This window comes from Streptomyces sp. NPDC006384 (assembly GCF_042870695.1).
Taxonomy (GTDB): Bacteria; Actinomycetota; Actinomycetes; order Streptomycetales; family Streptomycetaceae; genus Streptomyces.
In genome coordinates this window covers 17,342-39,410 of record NZ_JBIAHR010000003.1, presented here as the reverse complement: position 1 = coordinate 39,410, position 22,069 = coordinate 17,342, and the positions used below count along the sequence as shown (strand labels likewise).

Below are 22,069 nucleotides of genomic sequence, written 5' to 3'. Positions count from 1 at the left end.
GGTGGTGGCCGGCCCGGTGGGCTGGTGAAATCCACCATGCATGACCTGCCGCTATAGAGTCCAAGAGTCATTGGGCATAGGAGCTATCGACCGCATCTATAGTCGGTTCCATGGCTGTTCTCGAACTGCGTCACCTGCGTTATCTGCTCGCCGTCGCCGAACACGGCAGCTTCACGCGCGCCGCCGAGGAGCTGCACATCTCCCAGCCCACGCTCTCCCAGCAGGTCAAACAGCTGGAGCGGACCCTGGGCGTGCAGCTGCTGGACCGCACCGGCCGCACGGTGCGGCTCACCGACGCCGGCGCCGTCTACGTCGACCACGCCCGGCGGGCGCTGCGCGACCTGGCCGCCGCCGAACGCGCCGTCCACGACGTCCAGGACCTCTCGCGCGGTCACCTGCGCCTGGGGGTCACCCCCACCTTCACGGCCTATCTGACCGGCCCGCTCACCGCCGAGCTCCACCGCCGCCACCCCGGCATCGGCCTCACCCTGGTGGAGACGACCCAGGACCGCATCGAAGCGGCCCTGCTCGCCGACGACCTCGACCTCGGCATCGCCTTCGCCGGCCCCCACCTGCCCGGCGTCACCGCCACCGCGCTGTTCACCGAGACGCTCACCCTGGTCACCGGCGCCCACCGCCCCGGCGCCGGCCGGGCGGACCCGCTACCCGTGAGGGAACTCGCCGACCGGCGACTCGCCCTGCTCAGCGGCGACTTCGCCACGCGCGGTCACATCGACGCCTACTTCGCCCGGCACCGGACCACCCCGCGCACCACGGTCGAGGCCAACTCCGTCCAGGCCCTCACCGAGATCGTCCAGCGCACGGACCTGGCCACGGTCCTGCCCGACGCCATCACCCACGACCACCCCCGCCTGGCCCCCGTCCCCCTGGACCCGCCCATGCCCACCCGCACGGTCACCCTCCTGCACCGCGAGGGCGCCTACCGCAGCGCCGCCACCCGTGCCTTCACCCGGCTCACCCGCGACCTCGTCCGCGCCCGCGGCTACGCGCCCGCCCCGTGACGCGGGTCGCCGCGCGGACCCGCCGCCGGAACCGGCGGGTCCGCGCGGCGACCGGACGGGAACCGGGAGGTCAGTCCTCGAAGCCCTCCGCGATGCGGCGCTCCCGCAGTTCCATGATCGCCCGGCGGCGGGCCAGGCGGTGGGTGCGGCGGATCTGGGCCTCCTGGTAGCGGCGCTTGTCCTGCTCGGTCTCGGGGATGACCGGCGGGACCAGGCGCGGCTTGCCGTCGGCGTCCACCGCGGCGAAGACCAGGTAGGCCGAGCCGACCTGGGTGGCGGGGGCGGACTCGTTCCAGCGCTCGGCCAGGACCCGGACACCGACCTCCATGGAGGTGCGGCCGGTCCAGTTGACCTGGGCCTTCACATGGACGAGGTCGCCGACGCGGACCGGTTCGAGGAACGCCATCTCGTCCATGGACGCGGTCACCGCGGGGCCGCCGGAGTGCCGTCCGGCCACGGCGCCCGCCGCGTCGTCCACCAGCTTCATGATCACTCCGCCGTGCACCGTGCCCAGCAGGTTGGTGTCGCTGTGGGTCATGATGTGGCTGAGGGTGGTGCGGGAGGCCGAGGTCGGCTTGCCCGGGATCTCCGGGGCCGCCGGCCGCGCGGCCGAGGCCTGTTCTGCCTGGTCTGTCATGACCTCCACCTTATGCCGGGGCGGCGGAGGCGTGGATTTGTGTCAGCTTCGCAACAGCGCCGATCCTATTTTCCGACGCCCCTTGTACGGCCCACAGGGCGGACCGGCACACTGTTCCGCATGAATGATTGGCCCGAGGGGCGACCCGGTGACAACCGCGCCGGCCGGTACGGACGCGGCAGCGCGAGCGCACAGCCCGAGAGTGCCCGCGTGATGCGTCAGGTCCGCCGCGGCGCGGTGCCGCCGCCCGGCCCGGGCCGGGCGGCCCCGCCGTACGGCGGGGTGCCGCAGCAGCCGTCGTACGTCGACGGCCGGGGCCACGGCGGCCAGGACGCGTACGACAGCGGCTACAACACCGGCCAGGTCTACGGCAGCCCCGGCGGCCGGGGCCGGGGCCCCGGCGGGCCCGGTCCGGGCGGTCCGCGTCCCGCGCCCGACTGGCGGCGCCGCATCAAGTGGACGGCGATCACGGTGGCGACCGTGCTGGTCGTCACCACGGTCGGCACCTACTTCTGGGCCGACTCCAAGCTCAACCGCGAGGTCGACCTGTCCAAGGTCATCGACCGCCCCGAGGCCGGCGAGGGCACGAACTACCTGATCGTCGGCTCCGACAGCCGCGAGGGCATGACCGACGAGCAGAAGAAGGAACTGCACACCGGTTCCGCCGAGGGCAAGCGCACCGACTCGGTGATGATCCTGCACACCGGGGACAACGGGTCGACGCTCGTCTCGCTGCCCCGCGACTCCCACGTGGAGATCCCGAGCTTCGTCGGCTCCGAGTCCGGCAAGAAGTACGAGGGCACCGGCCGGCACGTGAAGCTGAACGCCGCGTACGCGGAGGACGGGCCCGAACTGCTGGTGCGCACCGTCGAGTTCAACACCGGGCTGCGCATCGACCACTACGTCGAGATCGGCTTCGCCGGCTTCGCGAACATCGTGGACGCGGTCGGCGGTGTCGAGATGGACATCCCGCAGGACATCAAGGACAAGAAGTCCGGCGCCGACCTCAAGAAGGGCAGGCAGACCCTGAACGGCGAGGAGGCCCTGGCCTTCGTCCGTACCCGGTACGCGCTGGCCGGCTCCGACCTGGACCGCACCAAGAACCAGCAGAAGTTCCTGTCGGCCCTGGCGAACCAGGTGGCCACCCCGTCGACCGTGCTGAACCCGTTCAGGCTGTACCCGACCATGGGCGCGGGCCTCGACTCCCTCGTCGTCGACAAGGACATGGGCCTGTTCGACCTGGCCGGCATGTTCTGGGGGATGAAGAGCGTCAGCGGCGGTGAGGGCACGTCGATGAACATGCCGGTCTCCGGCAGCGTCGGCGGGAACCTCAGGTGGGACGACGCCAAGGTGAAGAAGCTGGTGGAGCAGTTGAAGAACGACGAGAAGGTCACCGTCTCCGGCGACTGAGCCGGGTGCCGCGTCCGTGCGGGACCCGGTGGCCGTGCGGGACCCGATGGCCGTGCGGGACCCCGCGTCCGGGCGGGGCCCGGTGACCGGGCCGGGCCCCGGTCACCGCTTCCCGCACACCACCTCGTCGCCGCGCACCACCGTGCCCGTCTCCTGCGGCGGTTCCGCCGGCCGCACCTTCACCACCCGTCTGAAGTCGGCGCCCGCGATCACCTTCAGCGTCGGGCCCTGGCCCCGTACCGGCCTGAGCTCGCTGCCGGGCAGGGCGGCGGCCAGGGACTTCGCCGAGTTGTCCCAACGGGGGTCGAAGGCGACGACGGTCCGTGCGACGGCGCGGTCGGCGGCGTTCACCGGCGCCCGGGTGGTGCGGAAGCCGGTGGCGGCCAGGGCGTCGTCGATCCGCCGGCCGAGCCCGGCCGTGTGCGTGCCGTTCTCCACCTGCACCCGGATCTGCGCCGGGTCGACCGGGACGCGCACCGGCGCCGGGCCCTTCGGCCGGGGCGCGGGGGCGGTCAGCGGCTCGTCCTCGCGCAGGGCCTCGAAGATCCGCTCGGACTTCGCGGGGTCCCACTTCAGGGTCGAGCCGAAGCCCTTGACGGTGTGGCCGGTCCGGCCGACCGGCACGGTGGTGAACTCGGAGGACGAGGGCGAGAAGTTCCGCATCGCCCGCCCGAGAGCGAGCAGTTCACCGGTGCCGAAGCTCTTGTCGGCCCGTACCGAGCCCAGCACGGTCCGGGCGACGTCGCGGAACCTGAGCGGGTTCAGCAGGATCCCGGAGGAGGTCGCCCGGTCGATCAGGGCGGCCAGGAAACGCTGCTGGCGCTTCATGCGGCTCAGGTCGGAGGCACCGTCGAGGTGACGGGAGCGGACGTACTGCAGGGCCTGTCCGCCGGTCAGCTCGTGCGTGCCGGCCGGCAGGTCGAGGCCGGTGTAGTCGTCCTTGAGCGGCTGGGCGGTGCAGATCCGTACGCCACCGAGGACGTCCACGGTCCGCATGAAGCTGGTGAAGTCGACTTCCAGATAGTGGTCGATCTTCACGTGGGTCATGTGCTCGACGGTGCGGACGGTCAGCTGGGGGCCGCCCTCGGCGTAGGCCGCGTTCAGCTTGAGGGGGTGGCCCCGGTGATGCTCGCCGGTCGTGCGGTCGGTGTGGTCGGGCGTCACGGCGTACGAGTCGCGCGGCAGGCTGACCACGCTGGCCCGCTCCCGGTCCTCCGAGATGTGCACGATCATGATCGTGTCGGTGCAGCGGCAGGGGGCGCCGCCGAGCCGGTACCTCTTCCGTTCCTCCGCGCTGATCCGGTCCCGGCCGTCGGTGCCGACCAGCAGGATGTTCATGCCGTCACCGGCCCGCGGACGGTTCTTCATGTCCCTGAAGGCGTCGACGCGGGCGATGTCCGCGCCGATGCCGGAGAGCACCGCGTGCCCGATCCCGGCGGAGGCGAGCACCACCACCGACAGCGCGGTCACCGCCCGTACGGCCCAGCGCGGCCCCTTCCGCCGTACGGAGGGCCCCTGCGGGCGGCGGGACGGGCCCCGGCGGGAGCGTCGCGGGGGAGGAGCGCCCTGGGGGGACGGGGCCGGGACCCGGGGGGAGCGGGGCGGCGTGGGCAAGGTGACACCTCCGCGAGGACGGGCCCTCGGGACGGAGTCCCGGGCCGGGCGTGGGATCCGTGAGCACCGTAGGCCCATACGATCTGCTGCCCGGGGTGGTGACCCCCGCGGCGCGCACCCGTGTCCCCCGTTCGCGGTAACGTGAGCAGCGATGAACGCCAAGTCCGACGTGCGGCTGCCCGCCGTTTCCGTGATCATGCCCGTCCTCAACGAGGAGCGGCACCTGCGCGGCGCCGTCCGCGCCATCCTCGCCCAGGAGTACGCAGGCGAGATGGAGGTCGTGATCGCCCTCGGTCCGTCCACGGACCGCACGGACGAGATCGCCGCCGAACTCGTCCGCGAGGACCCCCGCGTCCACACCGTGCCGAACCCCACCGGCCGCACGCCCGCCGCGCTCAACGCGGCGATCAGGGCGTCGCGCCACCCCGTCGTCGTCCGCGTCGACGGCCACGGCATGCTCTCGCCGGACTACATCGCCACGGCCGTACGGCTGCTGGAGGAGACCGGCGCGCAGAACGTGGGCGGCATCATGCACGCCGAGGGGGAGAACGCCTGGGAGGAGGCCGTCGCCGCCGCGATGACGTCGAAGATAGGCGTGGGCAACGCCGCCTTCCACACGGGCGGGCAGGCGGGGCCCGCCGAGACCGTGTACCTCGGTGTCTTCCGCCGCGAGGCGCTGGAGCGGCAGGGCGGTTACAACGAGGAGTTCATCCGCGCCCAGGACTGGGAGCTGAACTTCCGCATCCGCGAGGCCGGCGGCCTGATCTGGTTCTCGCCCGAGCTGAAGGTGTCCTACCGGCCCCGGCCGAGCGTGCGGGCCCTGGCCAGGCAGTACAAGGACTACGGCCGCTGGCGGCACGTCGTCGCCCGCTACCACTCCGGGTCGATCAACCTGCGCTACCTCGCTGCGCCGACCGCCGTGTGCGCGATCGCGGCCGGTGCCGTGGTGGGCGCGGTGCTGACCCCGTGGGGCTTCGTCGTACCCGGCGGCTATCTCGCGGCGATCGTCGCCGGGTCGGTCCCGGCGGGCAAGGGGCTCGGGCTGAAGGCGCGGGCACAGATCCCGGTGGCGCTGGCGACCATGCACATGTCGTGGGGCTGGGGCTTCCTGACCAGCCCGCGGTCGCTGGCCAGGAAGGTCATCGCCTCGCGGCGCCCGGCGGTGCGGCCGGACGCCGACGCGGCCGACGCCGCCGGGGCCCGCTGAGCCGGGCCGGGACCACCGCCCGGCACCACCGGACCACCGCCGTCGGCTCCCTCGGCTCAGGGGCACCGGCTCAGAGGCACCGGCTCACTTGGCGCACTGCACCTGGTCGGCCGTGGACTTCTCGACGCCTTCGGGTGTCTTGCCGGCGGTGGCGTTGAGTTTGATGCCGGCGCCCTTGAAGTCCTTGCCGAGGGTGAGGGTCATGGTGGGCAGGCCCTGGGAGTTGGTGACGCTCTCGCCGGGTTTCATGGCGGCGCCGGACAGGCCGAGGATGTCGGCGAGGGCGCGGGCCTGGTCGGCCTGGTCGGGGGCGTATTCCAGGGTGGTCCTGTCGAGGGGGGCGGGGGCGTTGCCGCCGTTCTCGGACTTGGTGACGCCGGCCTCGGTCTGGAGGTAGCGCAGTTCCTGCTGGGCGCTGCCGCCGGGGGCGCCGCCGTTGAGGATGCGGACGCGGATCTCGGAGGGGTCGGACTTCTCGCCCTTCAGGCGTGCGGCGACGGCGTCGGCCTCCTTCTTCTTCTCCGCCTTCTCCTTCTTCTCGACCTCGGTGAAGGAGATGTCGTTGCGGATCATGTCGAAGACCTGGGCGGCGGGTCCCTCCTGGAGGACGACCGTCGCCTTGACCTTCTCGGCCGGGTTGTCCTTCACCGGCACCGTGGCGAACGAGATGTTCTTCGTCGGAACCTTCTTCAGCTCCAGGGCGATGTCCTTGAGCGTGCCGACGTCGCCGATGGGCTTGTCCACGGTGAGCGCCTTCGTGGCGGCCTCGGCGAGCTTCAGCAGCTTGGTGGGGCTGGTGAGGGTGTCGCCGGAGGACATCTTCCGCATGAGCGAGCCCAGGAACTGCTGCTGCGCCTTGATGCGGTCCAGGTCGCCGTGGTTGCCGAAGGCGTGCCGGGTGCGGAGGAAGGCGAGGGCCTCTTCGCCCTCCACCTTGCTCTTGCCCGCGGGCAGGACGAGTTTGGACTGCTTGTCGTCGACGGCCTTCTCCACGCAGACCTCCACGCCGTCGACCGCGGTGGTCAGCGTCTTGACCGCGTTGAAGTCGGCCATCATGAAATGGTCGACCGGTATGCCGGTCGCCTCCTTCACCGTGCGCATGGTGCAGCCCGCGTCCCGGCCGTTCTCGCCGAGGCTCCGGTTGAAACGCACACCCTGCTGCCCGGGGACGACCTTCGTGCTCCCGTCCTCCTGCACGGTCGGGCAGTCCGGGATGTCGACGATCAGGTCACGGGGGATGCTCAGCGCGGTGGCGTTGGAGCGGTCCTTGGCCACGTGCAGCAGGATGTTGGTGTCGGCGTGCCCGGGGCTGCCGGCGTCGCCGTACCCCTCGTTGCCGGCACCGGTGCGCTTGTCGGTGCCGATGATGAGGATGTTGAAGGCCTCGTCCTTCTTGAAGCTGCTGCTGCCCGCGCTGCCGATGTCCGTCGTCGAGACGTTGCCCTCGAGGTGCTTGAGGTAGAGGTAGCCGCCGACGCCGGCCACGAGGACGACGAAAGCCGTCGTGCCGCCGGTCCACAGCAGGATCTTCCTGCCCTTCGGCTTCTTCGCCGGCCGCCTGCCGCGCCGCCCGGACGCTGCCCCCGCGGGGGAAGCGGTCTCCTCGGGGGCGGGCCGGCGCCGCCGCTGCGGCGGGACTTCCCGGCCGGGGGCCGCCGTACGGAGGGAGGCCGTGCCGCCGCCGGTGCCGCTCGCTCCGCCCCCGCCGCCCGCGCGGGGTGCCGGAACGGTCGGCTGCGGCGCGGTGGAAGGCAGCCGCAGTTCGTATTCGCCGGTCCGCGGATTGAGCACCCACTGGTCTGCGGGGTCGATGTCCTCGGCCCGCCCACGTCCTTGCGCGTCCACGGTCTCCCAGTCCTCCGTCGGGGCCACGCGGCGCCTTTCCGTAAGGCGCACGATGAAGGGTCAACAAGTGCACGACGCCAGGGCGGACCTCGCGGCGGGGCCACTGGAGCGTTCACACTATCGGCCCAGTTCAGCGTCGAACGACAGCGGTGACAAATTCGACTTCCCTACAACAGGGCAATCCGCCCCATTTCTGGGACGCCTACCAGCGGTAGGGCGCATACACGTCCATGCACTTGCCGGTGTCGGCGCCGTTGAGGGCGTCACTGCTGTCCGGCAGCTCGCCGGCCTCGGGCGTCTTCTGCTCCGGATACGTCGCGCCCTCACGCCAGTCGGCGCCCACGACGACCGTGACACCGGACACGTCCGTGGACTGCCGTACCGCGCTCGCCGGGATCCCCAGCGCGTCGGCGACCCGCCGTGCGTCACCGGCCAGGTCGGCGCTCGGGTACCGGACGACGGTCTTCTCCTCGGACGCGGCCGAGGTGTCGTCCGTCGCCGCCTTGGCGAAGCCCTTCTCCGTCAGTGTCCCGACGACCGCGGTCGCGCGGCCGCCGACCGGGCCGCTGGTGCCGGTCCGGGTGGCGTTCTGCACGAGGACGCCGATCTCGGCGTCGGCGGCGGCCGAGTCCGCGGGCGCCTTGTCGCCGGTGTTCTTCCCGCCGGTGCTCCTGCCGCCGCCGGTCCCGGTTCCGGCCTTCGGGCCCTTGTCGTCGAAGGGCACGTCGTCGCGGAGCATCGCCCACAGCTTCTCGGCGTCCGGGGCCTGCAGCAGGTGGTTCCGGTCCAGGGGGTCCTGGACGGTGGGGATCGTCGTCATGGTGATGCGGTCCGTGGGCACCGTCCTGAGCTGCATGGCCAGGTCGTACAGCTTCTTGACGGTGCCGATCTCCTCGGAGACCTCCAGGGCCTTCGTCGCCGCGTCGGCCAGGTCCATCAGGCGTGTGGTGTCGGTGAAGATGTTCTGGCTCTTCAGGGTGCGGATCATCGAGTTCATGTACATGTGCTGGGCCCGGGCGCGCAGCGGGTCGCTGCCCCAGGCATGCCGGGTGCGCAGCCACTGCAGGGCCTGCTCGCCCTTGACCTTGTGCGGTCCCTTCGTCATGTACAGGCCGGAGCCGCCCTCCCTGCCGGGCTTCGGACGGTCGTCGACGTTGTGGTTCACGCACACCTCGACCCCGCCGACGGCGTCCGCCATCCGCACGACGCCCGCGAAGTCGATCGTCATCCAGTGGTCGATGTACACACCGGTGAGGTTCTCCCAGGTGGCGAGGGTGCAGCCGGCGCCGCCGCGGGCCAGCGACGCGTTGATGATGGTGTTGGTCGCCGGGTAGGTCCTGCGGGTGTCCGGATCGGTGCACTTCGGGATGTCGACGCGGGTGTCGCGCGGGATGCTGACCACGGCGGCGCTCTTGCGGTCGGCGGACAGGTGGATGAGCATCTGCACGTCGGCGAGCGGCGGGTTGTCGCGGTGGTTCTTGCCGCCGCCCAGGGCCACGTTGGCGTCGGAGGCGCGGCTGTCGGAGCCGATCAGCAGGATGTTCAGGGGCGTCTGTCCGGCCGCGTTCGGCTCGGTCCTGTGCGCCTTGGAGTCGCCGCTGCTGCGCTCGCCCTTCCGGATGTTGGCGTTCAGGTGCTGGTAGTAGAGGTATCCGGCGCCGGCCGTCCCGAGTATCAGGACCGCGAGAGTGGTCGCGGACCACCGGAGCACCCGGTGCTTGCGTCCGGACCGTCGCCGGGACCGCCGGCCGCGCCCCGCGCCGCCCGTTCCGCCCGCTCCCCCCGCGTCGTCCGTCCCGCCCCGGTCGTCAGGGCCGCCTCCACCGCCCGTACCGTCCTCGTGCGGGACCGCCTGCCGGGTGCCCCGGCCGCCTCTTCCGTGCCGGACGGCACCGGATCGCGTCCCCTCCCCGCGCACACCGCTCTGCGTCATGTCTCTCTCTTCCCACCCCATGTGCCGGCCGACGGGCCGACGGACACGTCCTGTTCGCACAGTTGGACGTATGGCACGCCCCTTTGGCTGTACGGCCGCGCGGCGGATTTCCTCCGTCCCGGCCGCGGACACGGCCACCCGGTAGGACGCGAGACCGGGCCCTCAGGTCACTTGGCGCACTGCACCTGGTCGGCCGTGGACTTCTCGACGCCTTCGGGTGTCTTGCCGGCGGTGGCGTTGAGTTTGATGCCGGCGCCCTTGAAGTCCTTGCCGAGGGTGAGGGTCATGGTGGGCAGGCCCTGGGAGTTGGTGACGCTCTCGCCGGGTTTCATGGCGGCGCCGGACAGGCCGAGGATGTCGGCGAGGGCGCGGGCCTGGTCGGCCTGGTCGGGGGCGTATTCCAGGGTGGTCCTGTCGAGCGGGGCGGGGGCGTTGCCGCCGTTCTCGGACTTGGTGACGCCGGCCTCGGTCTGGAGGTAGCGCAGTTCCTGCTGGGCGCTGCCGCCGGGGGCGCCGCCGTTGAGGATGCGGACGCGGATCTCGGAGGGGTCGGACTTCTCGCCCTTCAGGCGTGCGGCGACGGCGTCGGCCTCCTTCTTCTTCTCCGCCTTCTCCTTCTTCTCGACCTCGGTGAAGGAGATGTCGTTGCGGATCATGTCGAAGACCTGGGCGGCGGGTCCCTCCTTGAGGACGACCGTCGTCGGGACCTTCTCGGCCGGGTTGTCGATCACCGGCACCGTGGTGAAGGTCAGGTTCTTCATGTTGAGCTTGCCCAGCTCCAGGCCGAGGTCCTTCAGCTTGCCGATGCTGTCCAGCTTGGCGTCGACGGTCAGCGCCTCGGTGCCCGCCTCGGCCAGCTTCACCATCTTCGACGGGCTGGTGAGGGTGTCGTTGGACTTCAGCTTGCGCATCAGGGCGCTGAGGAACTGCTGCTGGATCCCGATACGGCTCAGGTCGCCGCCGAAGCCCACCGAGTGCCGGGTGCGCACGAACGCCAGCGCCTGCTCGCCCTTGATGGTGTGCGTGCCCGCGGACAGCTTCAGGTGCGAGTCCGGGTCGTCGATGTCCTTCGCCAGGCACACCTCGACGCCGCCGACCGCCGACGTCAGCGTCTTGACCGCGTTGAAGTCGGCGACCATGAAGTTGTCGGGGGTGATACCGGTCAGCTCGGTGACGGTCCGCATGGTGCAGCTGGGCGTACGGCCGTCCTGACCGAGGCTCATGTTGAAACGGGCGTCGGCGGAGCCGGGGATGACCTTCGTGCTGCCGTCCTCCTGCGTGGTCGGGCAGTCCGGGATGTCGACGATCAGGTCGCGGGGGATGCTCAGCGCGGTGGCGTTGGAGCGGTCCTTGGCCACGTGCAGCAGGATCGTGGTGTCGGCGTGCCCGGCGCTTCCGGCGTCGCCGTAACCCTCGTTGCCGGCACCGGTGCGCTTGTCGGTGCCAATCAGCAGGATGTTGATCGCCTTGTCCTTCTGGAAGCCACCCGTGCTCGCGCCGTCGTCCGGGGCGGACTTGATGTTGCCGTTGAGGTGCTCCAGATAGAAGTACCCGGTCGCGGCGGTGCCGAGGACGAGGAACGCCATGGTGCCGCCGCCCCACAGCAGGATCCGCCTGCCCGTCGAACGCTTCTTCTTCGCCGGCCGCCGGCGTCCGCTCCGCCCGGGCGTCGGTTGCCCGGGGCCCGGGCGCGGCCTGCGCGGGTCCGGGACGGTGCGTCCCGGCACGGCCGCGGGCGCCTGCGCGGTACGGCGGGGTGCCGCGTCGGCCGCGTCCGCTCCGCCCGGCGTGCCGCCGCGGGGTCCGGGGAGCGGCGACTGCGGTGCGGAAGGGGCCAGTCGCAGTTCGTATTCGCCGGTGACCGGGTTGAGCACCCACTGGTCTGCGGGGTCGATGTCCTCCGCCCGCCCACGGCCTTGCGCGTCCACGGTCGTCCGATCCTCCGTCGGGGCCACGCGGCGCCTGCCCCTCCAGGCGCCCGGTCTCGGTCACTCAGTGCGCGGCCCCGGGACGGAATCTCGTGGCCGGGCACACCGGAGCGCTCACACTAACCCGCCCGGATCAACGTACGACGACGTACGTGATCCAGCCCACGAACCTTACAAGGGGGCAATCCGGTCCTTTTCCGGGACAAGCGGCCGGCGTCTCATGCCGTACGGAGGCCCGCCGTGCGCCTTTTTGGCCCGCGCTTTACCGGCAGATGTCCTCGGCGGCGGTGTTGCCGCTGAACGTCGGTTCCGGGGAGGCGCCGTTCCCGGGGGCCTTCGTGGCCGGGTTCTCCGTGGCCGGGTTCTTCGCGGCCGCGACCGTCACGGGCTCGTCCGTCCGCAGGCGGGTGAACAGCTTCTCGGCGGCGGGCTCCACGAGTTGGTCGCGATCGGCGTCGCGCGCGTACGGCTCCCGGGGCACGGTCAGGAACTGCACGCGCTCGGCGGGAAGGCCGCGCAGTCCGCGCACGAGGTCGTACAGGCCGCGCAGACTCGCCAGTCCCGGGTCCGTGGTGAGGGACGACGTGGCCGCGTCCAGGACGGGGTAGAGCTTCACCGGGTTCAGCAGTACGTCGTTGCTCTGCACCTTGCTGACGAGCGCCCCCAGGAAACGCTGCTGGCGCTCCATCCGGTCCGTGTCGCTGCCGTCGCCGAGCGACTTGCGGGCCCGGACGTACCCGAGGGCCTGCTCCCCGTCGAGGGTCACCCGGCCCGCGGGCAGGGACAGCCGGGCGTCCTTGTCGTGGACCGGCTCGCGCAGGCACACCTCGACGCCGTCGAGGGCGTCGACCATCTTCTTGAAGCCCTGGAAGTCGACGACCACGTGATGGTCGATCCGGATGCCGGTCAGCTTCTCCGCGGTACGGATGGTGCACGCCGAACCGCCCGCCTCGAAGGCCTGGTTGAACGGGGCGAAGGCCGGTGCGGTGCGGGAGCCGTCCGGGCGGCGGCAGCCGGGCACGTCCACCATCAGGTCCCGGGGGAGCGACACGGCGGTGGCGCTGTCCCGGTCCGCGGCCAGGTGCAGCAGGATCGTGGTGTCCGAGCGTTCCGTGCCGGTGTCCCGTCCGTAGCGCCCGTTGCCGTCACCGGACCGCGAGTCGGAGCCGATCACCAGGACGTTCTGCGCGCCGCGGACCAACGCGGTGGGCCGCTCCTTGTCGTACCGGGCGAGTTCGGCGGCGGCCGCCTCGTCGGCGGTGATGTTCCCGCTCAGCTCGGCGTACACCGCCCATCCGACGCCCACCACCGTGACGCCGAGCGCGAGAGCCGCCGCTCCGGACCAGCGCAGCCGGCGCCGCCGCCGACGCCGCAGCCCGCCCCCGACCGCGGACGCCCCCGCCCCGGGCCCGAGCACACCGGGGGGCGTGCCCGCGTCGTCGTCGCCCACGTCTCCCTCCGTCCCGCTCCCGTACGGCTCCTACGACCATGACCCGCCCGGCCACCGAAGACAGCCCGGAACTGCTCCGAACGGGCACCCCTCCCCGAGAGGCGAACCGCCCCAGCGCCGTGGCGCGCCCCCCGCCCACGCCGGCACCTCATCAACGCCGGCCGCCGAGAACACCGGCACGCGGAACACCGGCCCCCGCAGAACTCACCGCGCCGTCGCCGACACCCGCTCCGCCTCGATCCGCTGGTCGACCACCCCGTCCGCCGCCCGCTCCAGGTGCCGGCACAGCACCACCGACCCCCCCGACGCCAACGGCCCGTACAGCCCCGCGCTCAGTCCCTCCCACGTGTCGTACGGCAGCCCCGACAGGATCCGCGCCCCCGGCCCCGTGAGCCCCAGCCCCGACGCCTCCGCCCGGGCCCGCTCCACCACCTCGGCCGCGCTGAACTCCCGCCCGGCCACGATCAGCGCCGGCGCCTCCGGGTCCACCGGCGCGTACGGCACGAACCGGTCCCCCTGCCCCGGCACCTCCACCGCGTAGTCGGCGAAACCCTCCGGCACCTGCGGGAACCGCCCCCCGAGGGGCCGCAGGGCCAGCGCCACACGCGGACCGGAGCACGCCCGCGCCGCCTCCAGCGACTCGGGCTCCGGCCCGCTGACGACCACGTCCGCGGCGGCTGGATCACCCGCCACGTCGGCGACGACCCCCACCGACGCGCACGCCAGCAGCCACACCGCCGTCTGCCAGTGCGCGGGCAGCAGCAGCGCGACCCGGTCGCCGGGTTCGACGGAGAGTTCGTCCTGGAGCAGGTTGGCGGTCTTGGCCACCCAATTGGCGAAGGTGGCCACGGAGAGTTCGACGCGTTCGCCGGTGGCGTCGTCGTAGAAGGTCACCAGGGGGCGTCCCGGGTCCGCGGCGAGCGCGGAACTCAGCAGGTCGGCAGGGGTGCGGTCAGTCGCGTTCACCCGCGTCAGCGTACGCGGGCCCGCGGATCCGCACCGCGCGGACGGGGGTACCGGACCGCCACCGGTTCGGGCGAAAAGACCCTACAGGCCGTCAAATCCCGTATGGACAGATTTATACGACCATGTCCAAGATCAGGGGCATGCGTGGATTCCTTGCTTCCTCGATCGGCGTCACCTGTGCGGCGGCACTCGCCCTCCCGCTCGCCGCGGCACCCACGACGGCGACGGCAACCACCGGAAGACCGGCACCGGCGCCGGCCGGGGGACACGCCCCCGGCTCCACCCAGTCGCTGCCGCTCGCTCCCCTGGCCCACGACCGCGCCACCGACACCCCCGGCACCGCCGAACAGGGCGTGCCCCGCCGGGACACACGGCGCTTCTCCCTCGTCGGTGTCGTCTGGGACGACCCGGCCGCCGAACTGCACGGCACCGTCCAGGTCCGCACCCGCTCCACCGCCACCGGTGCCTGGTCCCCGTGGCAGGACCTCGAGACGCACCACACCGACCACGCCGCCGACCCCGGCACGCCCGAGAGCACCTCGGGCCGTGTACGCGGCGCCACCGCCCCGCTGTGGGTGGGCGAGTCGGACGGCGTGGAGGTCCGGGTACGCCCGCTGGACGGGACCGGCGACCAGGACACCGCCTCCGCCGCGTCCCCCCTCCCCGCCGGCCTGCGCCTCGAACTCGTCGACCCCGGCGAGGGCGACCCCGGCGAGGCCGCCCCGCCCCGGACCTCCACGACCCCTGTGGCCCTCACCGGGACACCCCGCACCCCCGCACCACCCCTCGGTGCCACCGAGATCCCGGCGCTGAGCCGCGCGCAGACCGTGGCCGGGCTCCTCGCCCGCGGCACCGGCACCCTGACGGAGCAGCAGAGGGCCAAGCCGTACGTCGGCCCGCGCCCGGGCATCACCACGCGCCGCGGCTGGGGCGCGGACGAGAGGCTGCGCGAGAAGAAGTTCGTGTACACGAAGAAGGTCAAGGTGGCCTTCGTGCACCACACGGCCACCGGCAACAACTACACCTGCAAGCAGGCGCCGTCAGTCATCCGCAGTATCTACCGCTACCACGTCAACAGCATGGGATGGCGGGACATCGGCTACAACTTCCTCGTCGACAAGTGCGGAAAGATCTACGAGGGCCGGGCCGGCGGCGTGTCGAAGCCGGTACTGGGTGCCCACACCATGGGGTTCAACTCCGACAGCACGGGCATCGCGGTCCTCGGCACCTACAGCTCCAAGAAGCCGTCGTCCGCGGCCGTCAAGGCCGTCGCCAAGCTCACCGCGTGGAAGCTCGGGCTCCACGGCATGAATCCGCGGGGCAAGACATACCTGAAGTCCGGGGGTGGCAACCTCTACCGAAAAGGCAAGAATGTGCGACTGAACGTCATCTCGGGTCATCGCGACGGCTTCCTCACGAGCTGCCCCGGCAAGCAGCTCTACGGCAAGCTCGGCACGGCCCGTTCCTCGGCAGCGAAGTACCAGGGCCGCTGAGGGGGGAAGCAGCGCACGGCGGTCGAAGGTGCCATGGAACGGTCTGCATACACTGGCCGGCCGAAAGACAGTTCGGCCGGTCCCGGCAGGAAGCAGAGACGACAGGTGACAGAAGCGATCCTCCTGGTCGGCGGCAAGGGCACGCGGCTGCGCCCGCTCACGGTGCACACCCCGAAGCCCATGGTCAGGGCGGCCGGGGTGCCGTTCCTCACGCACCAGCTGGCGCGGGCGAAGGCGGCGGGCGTCGAGCACATCGTGCTCGCGACGAGCTATCTGGCGGAGGTGTTCGAGCCGTACTTCGGAGACGGCTCGTCCCTTGGTCTCCACCTGGAGTACGTCACGGAGGAGGAACCGCTCGGCACGGGCGGTGCGATCCGCAACGTGGCCTCGCGGCTGCGCTCGGGCCCGGACGAGCCGGTGCTCGTCTTCAACGGCGACATCCTGACGGGCCTCGACATCGGCGCGCTGGTGCGCACCCACGAGACGACGGGCGCGGACGTCTCCCTGCACCTGACGAAGGTGACGGACCCGAGGGCGTACGGCCTGGTCCCCACGGACGACACGGGCCGCGTCCTGGCGTTCCTGGAGAAGCCGCAGACCCCGGAGGAGATCGTCACCGACCAGATCAACGCGGGGGCGTACGTCTTCCGCCGCTCGGTCATCGACACCATCCCGGCGGGCCGCCCGGTCTCGGTCGAACGGGAGACCTTCCCCGACCTCCTCGCCGCCGGGGCGCACCTGCAGGGCATGGTCGACTCCACGTACTGGCTCGACCTCGGCACCCCGGCAGCCTTCGTGCGCGGCTCGGCGGACCTCGTCCTCGGCCGTGCCCCGTCCCCCGCCGTACCGGGCCGCTGCGGCGACCGTCTGATCCTGCCCACGGCCACCGTCGCGCCCGACGCCAAGCTGACCGGCGGCACGGTGGTGGGCGAGGGCGCCTTCGTCGCGGAGGGGGCGCGGGTCTTCGGCAGCACGATCCTGCCGGGTGCGGTCATCGAGCCGGGCGCCGTCATCACCGACTCCCTCATCGGCACCCGCGCCCGCGTCGGCACCCGCTCGGTCCTCACGGACACGGTCATCGGCGACGGCGCGGTCATCGGCGCCGACAACGAACTCCGCTCCGGCGTCCGGGTCTGGTGCAACGCCCACATACCCCCGGCCTCGGTCCGCTTCTCCTCGGACGCGTAACTCCCCGCTCCCTCCCCCCGCAACTGCGGGCAGTCGTGCCTCCCCCAGTGCCTCGAGGGCCCTGGGAGGTACCCCCGGGGGCGGCACGGGTGGGTGCTGGGGGTCCCCCTCCGGGGGAGGCACCCCGCAACGCCGGGCCGCGCACCCCACTCCACCCCCCCCGCCCCACCTCACCCACCAACCGCCCCGACGACAGCCGCCTTCCCCCGCACCACCAGGCTCAGATCCCCTCGAACCCTCGCGGAGCGAACCGCGGCGCCCGCCTCCCCGGCACCCGCCCGCTCAGCAGCACCAGCCGAACCGCCCGATGCCGCTGCCCGGCGTACGGCTCCAGCAGGCGCAGCATCACCGCGTCGTCCGCGTCCCGGTCCCCGCCCAGCGCGAACCCCACGATCCCCGGCAGATGCAGATCCCCCACCGTCACCGCGTCCGGCGCCCCGTGACTGCGCTGCACGGTCTCCGCCGAGGTCCACGGCCCGATCCCCGGCACGGCCTCCAGCCGTGCCCGCGCCGCCGCCGGGTCCATCCCGGCCGCCTCCTCCATCCGCGCGGCGGCCCGCACGGCCCGCAGGACCGTCGACGCCCGTTTGTCGTCCACCCCGGCCAGGTGCCACTCCCAGGACGGGATCAGCGCCCACGTCCGCGCCGCCGGCATCACGTGCATCCGCCCGGGCGCGGGCCCCGGCGCCGGCTCCCCGTACTTCCGTACGAGCAGCCGCCACGCCCGGTACGCCTCCAGCGTCGTGACCTTCTGCTCCAGGACCGACGGGATCAGCGACTCCAGCACCAGTCCCGTCCGCGTCAGCCGCAGTCCGGGACGCCGGTGCGCCGTGTGGGCCAGCAGCCGGTGCCGGGGCACGAACGCGGACGGGTCGTCGTCGGCGCCCAGCATCCGCGGCAGCTGCTCCAGCAGCCACTCCGCGCCCGGCCCCCAGGCCTCGCCCCGCACCTCGCCGCCGCACGCGGAGACCCGCAGCGTGCCCGGCCCGGCGGGTGTCAGGCTGGCCCGCCACACGGACCCGTCGGGCGTCGCCCGGAACGTCGGATCGCCCGGCCCGCGCCGCAGCGGACCGAGGACCAGGCCCAGCTCCAGCGGCCCGTCCGGCACCCACACCCGTACCTTCCCCGGTCTCCCGGGCGCGTCGCCCCGCCGGGGCGCCGGCGTCCGGCCCGCGGGTACGGCGGTCTCCCCGCCGCGCACCGTGCTGCGCGCGGGCCGGGGAGCGAAACGTCCTGCCACGATGAGACCCCAGGGACGCGGGAGACGAAGGGACCCCTGCGGAACGAGGGGCCCCTCCCGAGGGTAGAGCGTCACCGGACCGCGTCACCGGGCCTTGTCACCGGACCCCGCGACGGGCGTCAGGGTGCCGGGGTGTCAGCGCGTCGGGGCGTCACCGCACCTCGATGAACGCCTCCGCGTCCCGGTCCGCCCGCGGCCGGGGTTCCTCGGCGGGATGACCGACCGCGACCGCGCCCATCGGGTCCCAGTCGTCCGGCAGCCCCAGCACCTCCCGTACGACGTCCCGGCAGAACATCGTCGAGGAGACCCACGCCGAGCCCAGCCGCTCCCCGGCGAGGGCGACGAGGAGGTTCTGCACGCCCGCGCCGGCGGCGACCACGAACATCTCCCGCTCGGCCCCGTCGCGCCGTGCGTCCCCGTAGGTGTGCGAGCCGTCCATGACCAGGCAGGGCACGACGAGGTACGGGGCGTTGCGCAGCACGTCCCCGCGCCGGACCCGCTTGGCGATGGACTCCTCGCTCTTGCCGTCCCGCCGCAGGTCCGCGATCCAGGCGTCCCGCATCGCGTCCAGCAGCCGGGTGCGTGACTCCTGCGACTCCAGCAGCACGAACCGCCACGGCGTCGTGTGGTGCGGCGCCGGAGCCGTGACCGCCGCGGCCACCGCCCGGCGCACGGCACCGGGATCGACCGGCTCGTCCGTGAAGGCCCGCACCGTACGCCGCTGGGTGACCGCCTGCCGTACGGCCTCCGACGTGCCGAGCCGGAACATGTCGTCGCGTGCGCCGCGCACCATGACCCGCGCGCCCTCGCCGTCGTCCCCGGTCACCACCCGGTGCAGCCCGCTGACGACGGCGACGGGCAGCCCGGCGGCCTTGCCCTTGACCAGATCGCCCGCGGCGGCGAGTTCGTCGGCGGTGGCGACGACGGTGGCGCCGAGCGGATTGCCGTGCGCGTCGGTGCCGCCGCGCAGGTCGTCGAGGACCCGCACGCCCGCGGCGCCGATCGCCACGTCGGTGAGACCGGCCCGCCAGGGACGCCCGAAGGTGTCGGTGACGATCACGCCGACGTCGACGCCCAGCAGGTCCCGCAGGCCCTCGCGCAGCGCCCGCGCGGACGCGTCCGGGTCCTCGGGCAGCAGCAGCACCGTGCCGGGCGGGGTGTTGGAGGCGTCGACGCCGGCCGCCGCCATGACCAGGCCCTGCCGGTTCTCGACGATGCGCAGCGCCCCGCGCCGGGCCACCACCCGCACGGTCTCGGCGTCGATCGCGGCCTCCCGGTCGCCGGCCCGCACGACGCGGCCCTCCGCCTTGGACACGATCTTCGAGGTGACGAGGAGCACGTCCCCGTCGGCCAGCCCGGGGCCGGCCGACGCGATCAGCTTGGCCAGGTCGTCACCCGGCTGCACCTCGGGCAGGCCGGGGAGTGCCCGGACCCGGTAGCCGGGAGCACCGTCGCTCACGCCCGACGCACCTCCTCCGCCAGCGTCAGCGCCTCGCGGGCCATCTGCGCGGCCGCGTCGACGTCGGTCATCATCAGCGGCACGGCGCGGCACAGGATGCCGGCCGCCCTGACCCGCGTCACGGCGTCCGCGTCGACGGTGTCGACCAGCCAGCCGTCCAGCAGCCCCGAGCCGTAGTGCTCGGCGACCGCCGCGGCCGTGGACTCGACGCCGACCGCGGCGAGGACCTTGTCGGCCATCCCGCGCACGGGCGCGTTCCCGACGATCGGGGAGAGGCCGATCACCGGCACGCCGGCGTCGGCGATCGCCTCCCGGATGCCGGGCACGGCGAGGATCGTGCCGATCGAGACGACCGGGTTGGACGGCGGGAAGAGGATGACGTCCGCCTCGGCGACGGCCTCCAGGACGCCGGGCGCCGGCTTCGCCTGCTCGGCGCCGACCGGCACGACCGCCTCGGCGGGGACCGAGGCCCGCAGCCGCACCCAGTACTCCTGGAAGTGGACCGCCTTGCGCTCCCCGTCCAGCTCGACGGCCACGTGCGTCTCCACGCGGTCGTCGGTCATCGGGATGAGCCGCACGCCGGGCTTCCAGCGGTCGCACAGCGCCTCGGTCACCGCGCTGAGCGGATACCCGGCGGTGATCATCTGCGTCCGCACGATGTGCGTCGCGAAGTCGCGGTCGCCCAGACCGAACCACTCGGGCCCGACGCCGTAGGCCGCGAGTTCCTCCTTGAGGTGGAAGGTCTCGTCGGCCCGCCCCCAGCCCTGCTCCTCGTCGATGCCGCCGCCGAGCGTGTACATCACCGTGTCGAGGTCCGGGCAGACCTTCAGTCCGAAGAGGTGGATGTCGTCGCCGGTGTTGCCGATGACCGTGATGTCCGCGTCCGGCGCGGCCCGCTTCAGACCACGCAGGAACCGGGCACCACCGATGCCGCCTGCCAGAACCACAATGCGCATGGAAACAGTGTGTCAGCCGTCGGGCCGACTCGTTGAGGGGTGGTCGGGCGGCGGGTGGGACAGTCCGGCAGGCGGACGTGACACCGCGTCAGCCGGCCGTCACCGCGCCCCGGCACCGGCACCGGCGTCCTGCGGTGCGGCGGCGGAGCACCGGGCGGAGTGCATGGGCATCTCGGTCAGGCCCGGGTAGTAGACGTGCAGGCTGACCGCCGGCTCCAGCGTGTCGTTGACGACCTCGTGCGCGTACCCCGGCGCGAACACCCGCTGCGTCCCCGCCCCCAGCGCGCGCGTGCCGCGTTCGGTGCGCTCGGTCAGCGTGCCGTCCAGGACCGTCCACACGCCGCAGGACGGGCCGTGGTCGTGGCGGCCGCTGCCCTGACCGGGCAGCCAGGACAGCAGCCACACCTCGTAGCCGGGGCCGGTGCGCAGCCGGTGGTACCAGCGTGCCGTCGCGTCGTACCGGACGAGGTGCGCCCACCGGGAGCGGTCGTCGGCGAGGGAGCGGAGCAGTCCGGCGAACTCGGCGACGGTGGCCGGGTGTTCGCGCGGTGCCTGCAGGAGGTGGGGGACTTCGAGGATGTCGCCGGCGATCTGGAGGTCGCTGTCGCTGTTCATGGGTGAGGTGTTCCTCGGCGGAAGAGTGCGGGGGAGGAGCGGGGCACGGGGATCCCCGTGTCCGGGAGTGCGGGAGCACACGAGCCGGGTCGGGTGGGCCCGGGGCAGCCGGAGCGTGGTCGGCTCAACAGCTGGAACAGCGACAACAGCTACAGCGAACGTGGGCAGCACCGTGGGACCCGGCGGTGCGGGTCGAGGTGAGTGCCAAGTTCGCGAGCATGCCCACAAGGACAGCGGCTCACACCGGCACTGTCAACTCGATGACCGTTATGTGGGACATGGTTCACCTCATCCGGTTCATCTGGAAGGTGAAAGGTTTGCTCACGCGGCTTCCGGGACACATGCGGCACAGACCGGGCACACGATCCCCGTTGCGATCCCGTGATCCGAATGTGATCAGGTTCGCTTCGGCGCGTGTGTCGGAACGAGAACGAACGCCGGGGCGTCCTTCCCCGCACAGCTCCTGTGCGGACCGGGAGTCCCGACGGGCCTCGTCGGTATGTCAAGGTTTATGGAGATTTGAACACTTTCCGCAGAGCCTTGGTTCCGCAGAGTGAATAAGGGGCCCAATAGCAGATCTCGGCTTGACTCGCCCGGAGCGGCACACTTGTAATTTCACTCGTGTCGTTCGGCCGGAATCGATAACGGCCGGATCACGGGGACGCGAAGAACAGACGAGGGGCGCACATGACCGAGCTGGTGCAGCAACTGCTGGTCGACGACGCGGACGAGGAACTCGGCTGGCAGGAGCGCGCACTGTGCGCCCAGACCGACCCCGAGTCCTTCTTCCCCGAGAAGGGCGGATCCACCCGGGAGGCCAAGAAGGTCTGCCTCGCCTGCGAGGTCCGCTCCGAGTGCCTCGAGTACGCGCTCGCCAACGACGAGCGCTTCGGCATCTGGGGCGGCCTGTCCGAGCGGGAGCGCCGCCGGCTGAAGAAGGCCGCCGTCTGACCGGTCGTCCGGCCGGCCGTCGACCGGGCCTCGTCACCCGGTCCGGTGTCCGTCCCGGTGCCCGGACCGCCGTCCGGCGGGCGGCACCCCCATGCACGCACATACACGCACAAGCACGCGCAACGACGTGAACGGCCCCTCGCACACGGGCTGTC

17 protein-coding genes are annotated in these 22,069 nt (G+C 72.4%); 6 read left to right on the top strand and 11 right to left on the bottom strand.

Annotated elements, in window-relative coordinates; translation table 11 throughout:
• The first annotated feature begins 110 nt into the window (after nucleotides 1-110).
• Nucleotides 111-1,022, top strand: a complete 912-nt coding sequence (cynR, locus tag ACFYOJ_RS04315; RefSeq protein WP_356554330.1) for a transcriptional regulator CynR — start codon at nucleotides 111-113, stop codon at nucleotides 1,020-1,022.
• Nucleotides 1,023-1,092: 70 nt separating this feature from the next.
• Here the strand turns inward: cynR and ACFYOJ_RS04310 are convergent, their stop codons facing one another.
• Complete coding sequence (locus ACFYOJ_RS04310; RefSeq protein ID WP_356554329.1) at nucleotides 1,093-1,659, bottom strand: acyl-CoA thioesterase; 567 nt, start codon at nucleotides 1,657-1,659, stop codon at nucleotides 1,093-1,095.
• A gap of 120 nt (nucleotides 1,660-1,779) precedes the next feature.
• Between ACFYOJ_RS04310 and ACFYOJ_RS04305 the strand changes: the two genes are divergently transcribed.
• Nucleotides 1,780-3,069: an LCP family protein gene (locus ACFYOJ_RS04305; RefSeq protein WP_356554327.1), complete on the top strand. Its 1,290-nt coding sequence runs from the start codon at nucleotides 1,780-1,782 to the stop codon at nucleotides 3,067-3,069.
• 102 nt (nucleotides 3,070-3,171) lie between these two features.
• On the opposite strand, the gene ACFYOJ_RS04300 is transcribed toward ACFYOJ_RS04305, so the two are convergent.
• On the bottom strand, nucleotides 3,172-4,539 hold the full coding sequence (locus ACFYOJ_RS04300) for an LCP family protein (protein ID WP_356554325.1): 1,368 nt from the start codon (nucleotides 4,537-4,539) through the stop codon (nucleotides 3,172-3,174).
• A 295-nt stretch (nucleotides 4,540-4,834) separates the two neighbouring features.
• On the opposite strand from ACFYOJ_RS04300, the gene ACFYOJ_RS04295 reads away from it, so the two are divergent.
• Nucleotides 4,835-5,890, top strand: coding sequence for a glycosyltransferase family 2 protein (locus ACFYOJ_RS04295; protein WP_356554324.1), 1,056 nt, complete (start codon nucleotides 4,835-4,837; stop codon nucleotides 5,888-5,890).
• 84 nt (nucleotides 5,891-5,974) lie between these two features.
• Here the strand turns inward: ACFYOJ_RS04295 and ACFYOJ_RS04290 are convergent, their stop codons facing one another.
• From ACFYOJ_RS04290 to ACFYOJ_RS04270, 5 genes are all read right to left on the bottom strand, one after another.
• Complete coding sequence (locus ACFYOJ_RS04290) at nucleotides 5,975-7,735, bottom strand: LCP family protein (RefSeq protein ID WP_388596204.1); 1,761 nt, start codon at nucleotides 7,733-7,735, stop codon at nucleotides 5,975-5,977.
• Nucleotides 7,736-7,937: 202 nt separating this feature from the next.
• On the bottom strand, nucleotides 7,938-9,668 hold the full coding sequence (locus tag ACFYOJ_RS04285) for an LCP family protein (protein WP_356559424.1): 1,731 nt from the start codon (nucleotides 9,666-9,668) through the stop codon (nucleotides 7,938-7,940).
• A 167-nt stretch (nucleotides 9,669-9,835) separates the two neighbouring features.
• The gene (locus tag ACFYOJ_RS04280; RefSeq protein WP_388596149.1) at nucleotides 9,836-11,596 is read right to left on the bottom strand and encodes an LCP family protein; all 1,761 of its coding nucleotides are present in this window, start codon (nucleotides 11,594-11,596) and stop codon (nucleotides 9,836-9,838) included.
• A 262-nt stretch (nucleotides 11,597-11,858) separates the two neighbouring features.
• Nucleotides 11,859-13,046: an LCP family protein gene (locus ACFYOJ_RS04275; RefSeq protein WP_356558508.1), complete on the bottom strand. Its 1,188-nt coding sequence runs from the start codon at nucleotides 13,044-13,046 to the stop codon at nucleotides 11,859-11,861.
• 204 nt (nucleotides 13,047-13,250) lie between these two features.
• Nucleotides 13,251-14,012: a TIGR03089 family protein gene (locus tag ACFYOJ_RS04270; protein WP_356558507.1), complete on the bottom strand. Its 762-nt coding sequence runs from the start codon at nucleotides 14,010-14,012 to the stop codon at nucleotides 13,251-13,253.
• Between the two features lie 140 nt (nucleotides 14,013-14,152).
• Between ACFYOJ_RS04270 and ACFYOJ_RS04265 the strand changes: the two genes are divergently transcribed.
• Nucleotides 14,153-15,505 (top strand): peptidoglycan recognition protein, encoded by a 1,353-nt coding sequence (locus ACFYOJ_RS04265; protein WP_356558506.1) that lies wholly within the window; start codon nucleotides 14,153-14,155, stop codon nucleotides 15,503-15,505.
• A 105-nt stretch (nucleotides 15,506-15,610) separates the two neighbouring features.
• Nucleotides 15,611-16,693 carry an NDP-sugar synthase gene (locus tag ACFYOJ_RS04260; protein WP_356558505.1) on the top strand — a complete coding sequence of 361 codons (1,083 nt, stop codon included), beginning with the start codon at nucleotides 15,611-15,613 and terminating at the stop codon, nucleotides 16,691-16,693.
• A 220-nt stretch (nucleotides 16,694-16,913) separates the two neighbouring features.
• Here ACFYOJ_RS04260 and ACFYOJ_RS04255 read toward each other — a convergent pair whose 3' ends face one another.
• The 4 genes from ACFYOJ_RS04255 to ACFYOJ_RS04240 form a co-directional block, all read right to left on the bottom strand.
• A complete protein-coding gene (locus ACFYOJ_RS04255; protein ID WP_356558504.1) occupies nucleotides 16,914-17,933 on the bottom strand; it encodes a DNA-3-methyladenine glycosylase 2 family protein in 1,020 nt (339 codons plus the stop codon).
• Nucleotides 17,934-18,084: 151 nt separating this feature from the next.
• On the bottom strand, nucleotides 18,085-19,392 hold the full coding sequence (locus tag ACFYOJ_RS04250; RefSeq protein ID WP_356558503.1) for a coenzyme F420-0:L-glutamate ligase: 1,308 nt from the start codon (nucleotides 19,390-19,392) through the stop codon (nucleotides 18,085-18,087).
• Nucleotides 19,389-20,348, bottom strand: a complete 960-nt coding sequence (cofD, locus tag ACFYOJ_RS04245) for a 2-phospho-L-lactate transferase (protein ID WP_356558502.1) — start codon at nucleotides 20,346-20,348, stop codon at nucleotides 19,389-19,391. Before cofD ends, ACFYOJ_RS04250 begins: the two co-directional genes overlap by 4 nt.
• 99 nt (nucleotides 20,349-20,447) lie before the next feature.
• On the bottom strand, nucleotides 20,448-20,963 hold the full coding sequence (locus tag ACFYOJ_RS04240) for a cysteine dioxygenase family protein (RefSeq protein ID WP_356558501.1): 516 nt from the start codon (nucleotides 20,961-20,963) through the stop codon (nucleotides 20,448-20,450).
• 687 nt (nucleotides 20,964-21,650) lie between these two features.
• Here ACFYOJ_RS04240 and ACFYOJ_RS04235 point away from each other — a divergent pair.
• On the top strand, nucleotides 21,651-21,914 hold the full coding sequence (locus ACFYOJ_RS04235) for a WhiB family transcriptional regulator (RefSeq protein WP_003975777.1): 264 nt from the start codon (nucleotides 21,651-21,653) through the stop codon (nucleotides 21,912-21,914).
• Nucleotides 21,915-22,069 lie beyond the last annotated feature (155 nt).

Bases quoted from the DNA above. Each gene is read 5' to 3' on its own strand.
- ACFYOJ_RS04265 (WP_356558506.1), top strand. From the start codon at position 14,153: ATGCGTGGATTCCTTGCTTCCTCGATCGGCGTCACCTGTGCGGCGGCA.
- ACFYOJ_RS04305 (WP_356554327.1), top strand. From the start codon at position 1,780: ATGAATGATTGGCCCGAGGGGCGACCCGGTGACAACCGCGCCGGCCGG.
- cynR (WP_356554330.1), top strand. From the start codon at position 111: ATGGCTGTTCTCGAACTGCGTCACCTGCGTTATCTGCTCGCCGTCGCC.
- ACFYOJ_RS04295 (WP_356554324.1), top strand. From the start codon at position 4,835: ATGAACGCCAAGTCCGACGTGCGGCTGCCCGCCGTTTCCGTGATCATG.
- ACFYOJ_RS04235 (WP_003975777.1), top strand. From the start codon at position 21,651: ATGACCGAGCTGGTGCAGCAACTGCTGGTCGACGACGCGGACGAGGAA.
- ACFYOJ_RS04285 (WP_356559424.1), bottom strand. From the start codon at position 9,668: ATGACGCAGAGCGGTGTGCGCGGGGAGGGGACGCGATCCGGTGCCGTC.
- ACFYOJ_RS04240 (WP_356558501.1), bottom strand. From the start codon at position 20,963: ATGAACAGCGACAGCGACCTCCAGATCGCCGGCGACATCCTCGAAGTC.
- cofD (WP_356558502.1), bottom strand. From the start codon at position 20,348: ATGCGCATTGTGGTTCTGGCAGGCGGCATCGGTGGTGCCCGGTTCCTG.
- ACFYOJ_RS04310 (WP_356554329.1), bottom strand. From the start codon at position 1,659: ATGACAGACCAGGCAGAACAGGCCTCGGCCGCGCGGCCGGCGGCCCCG.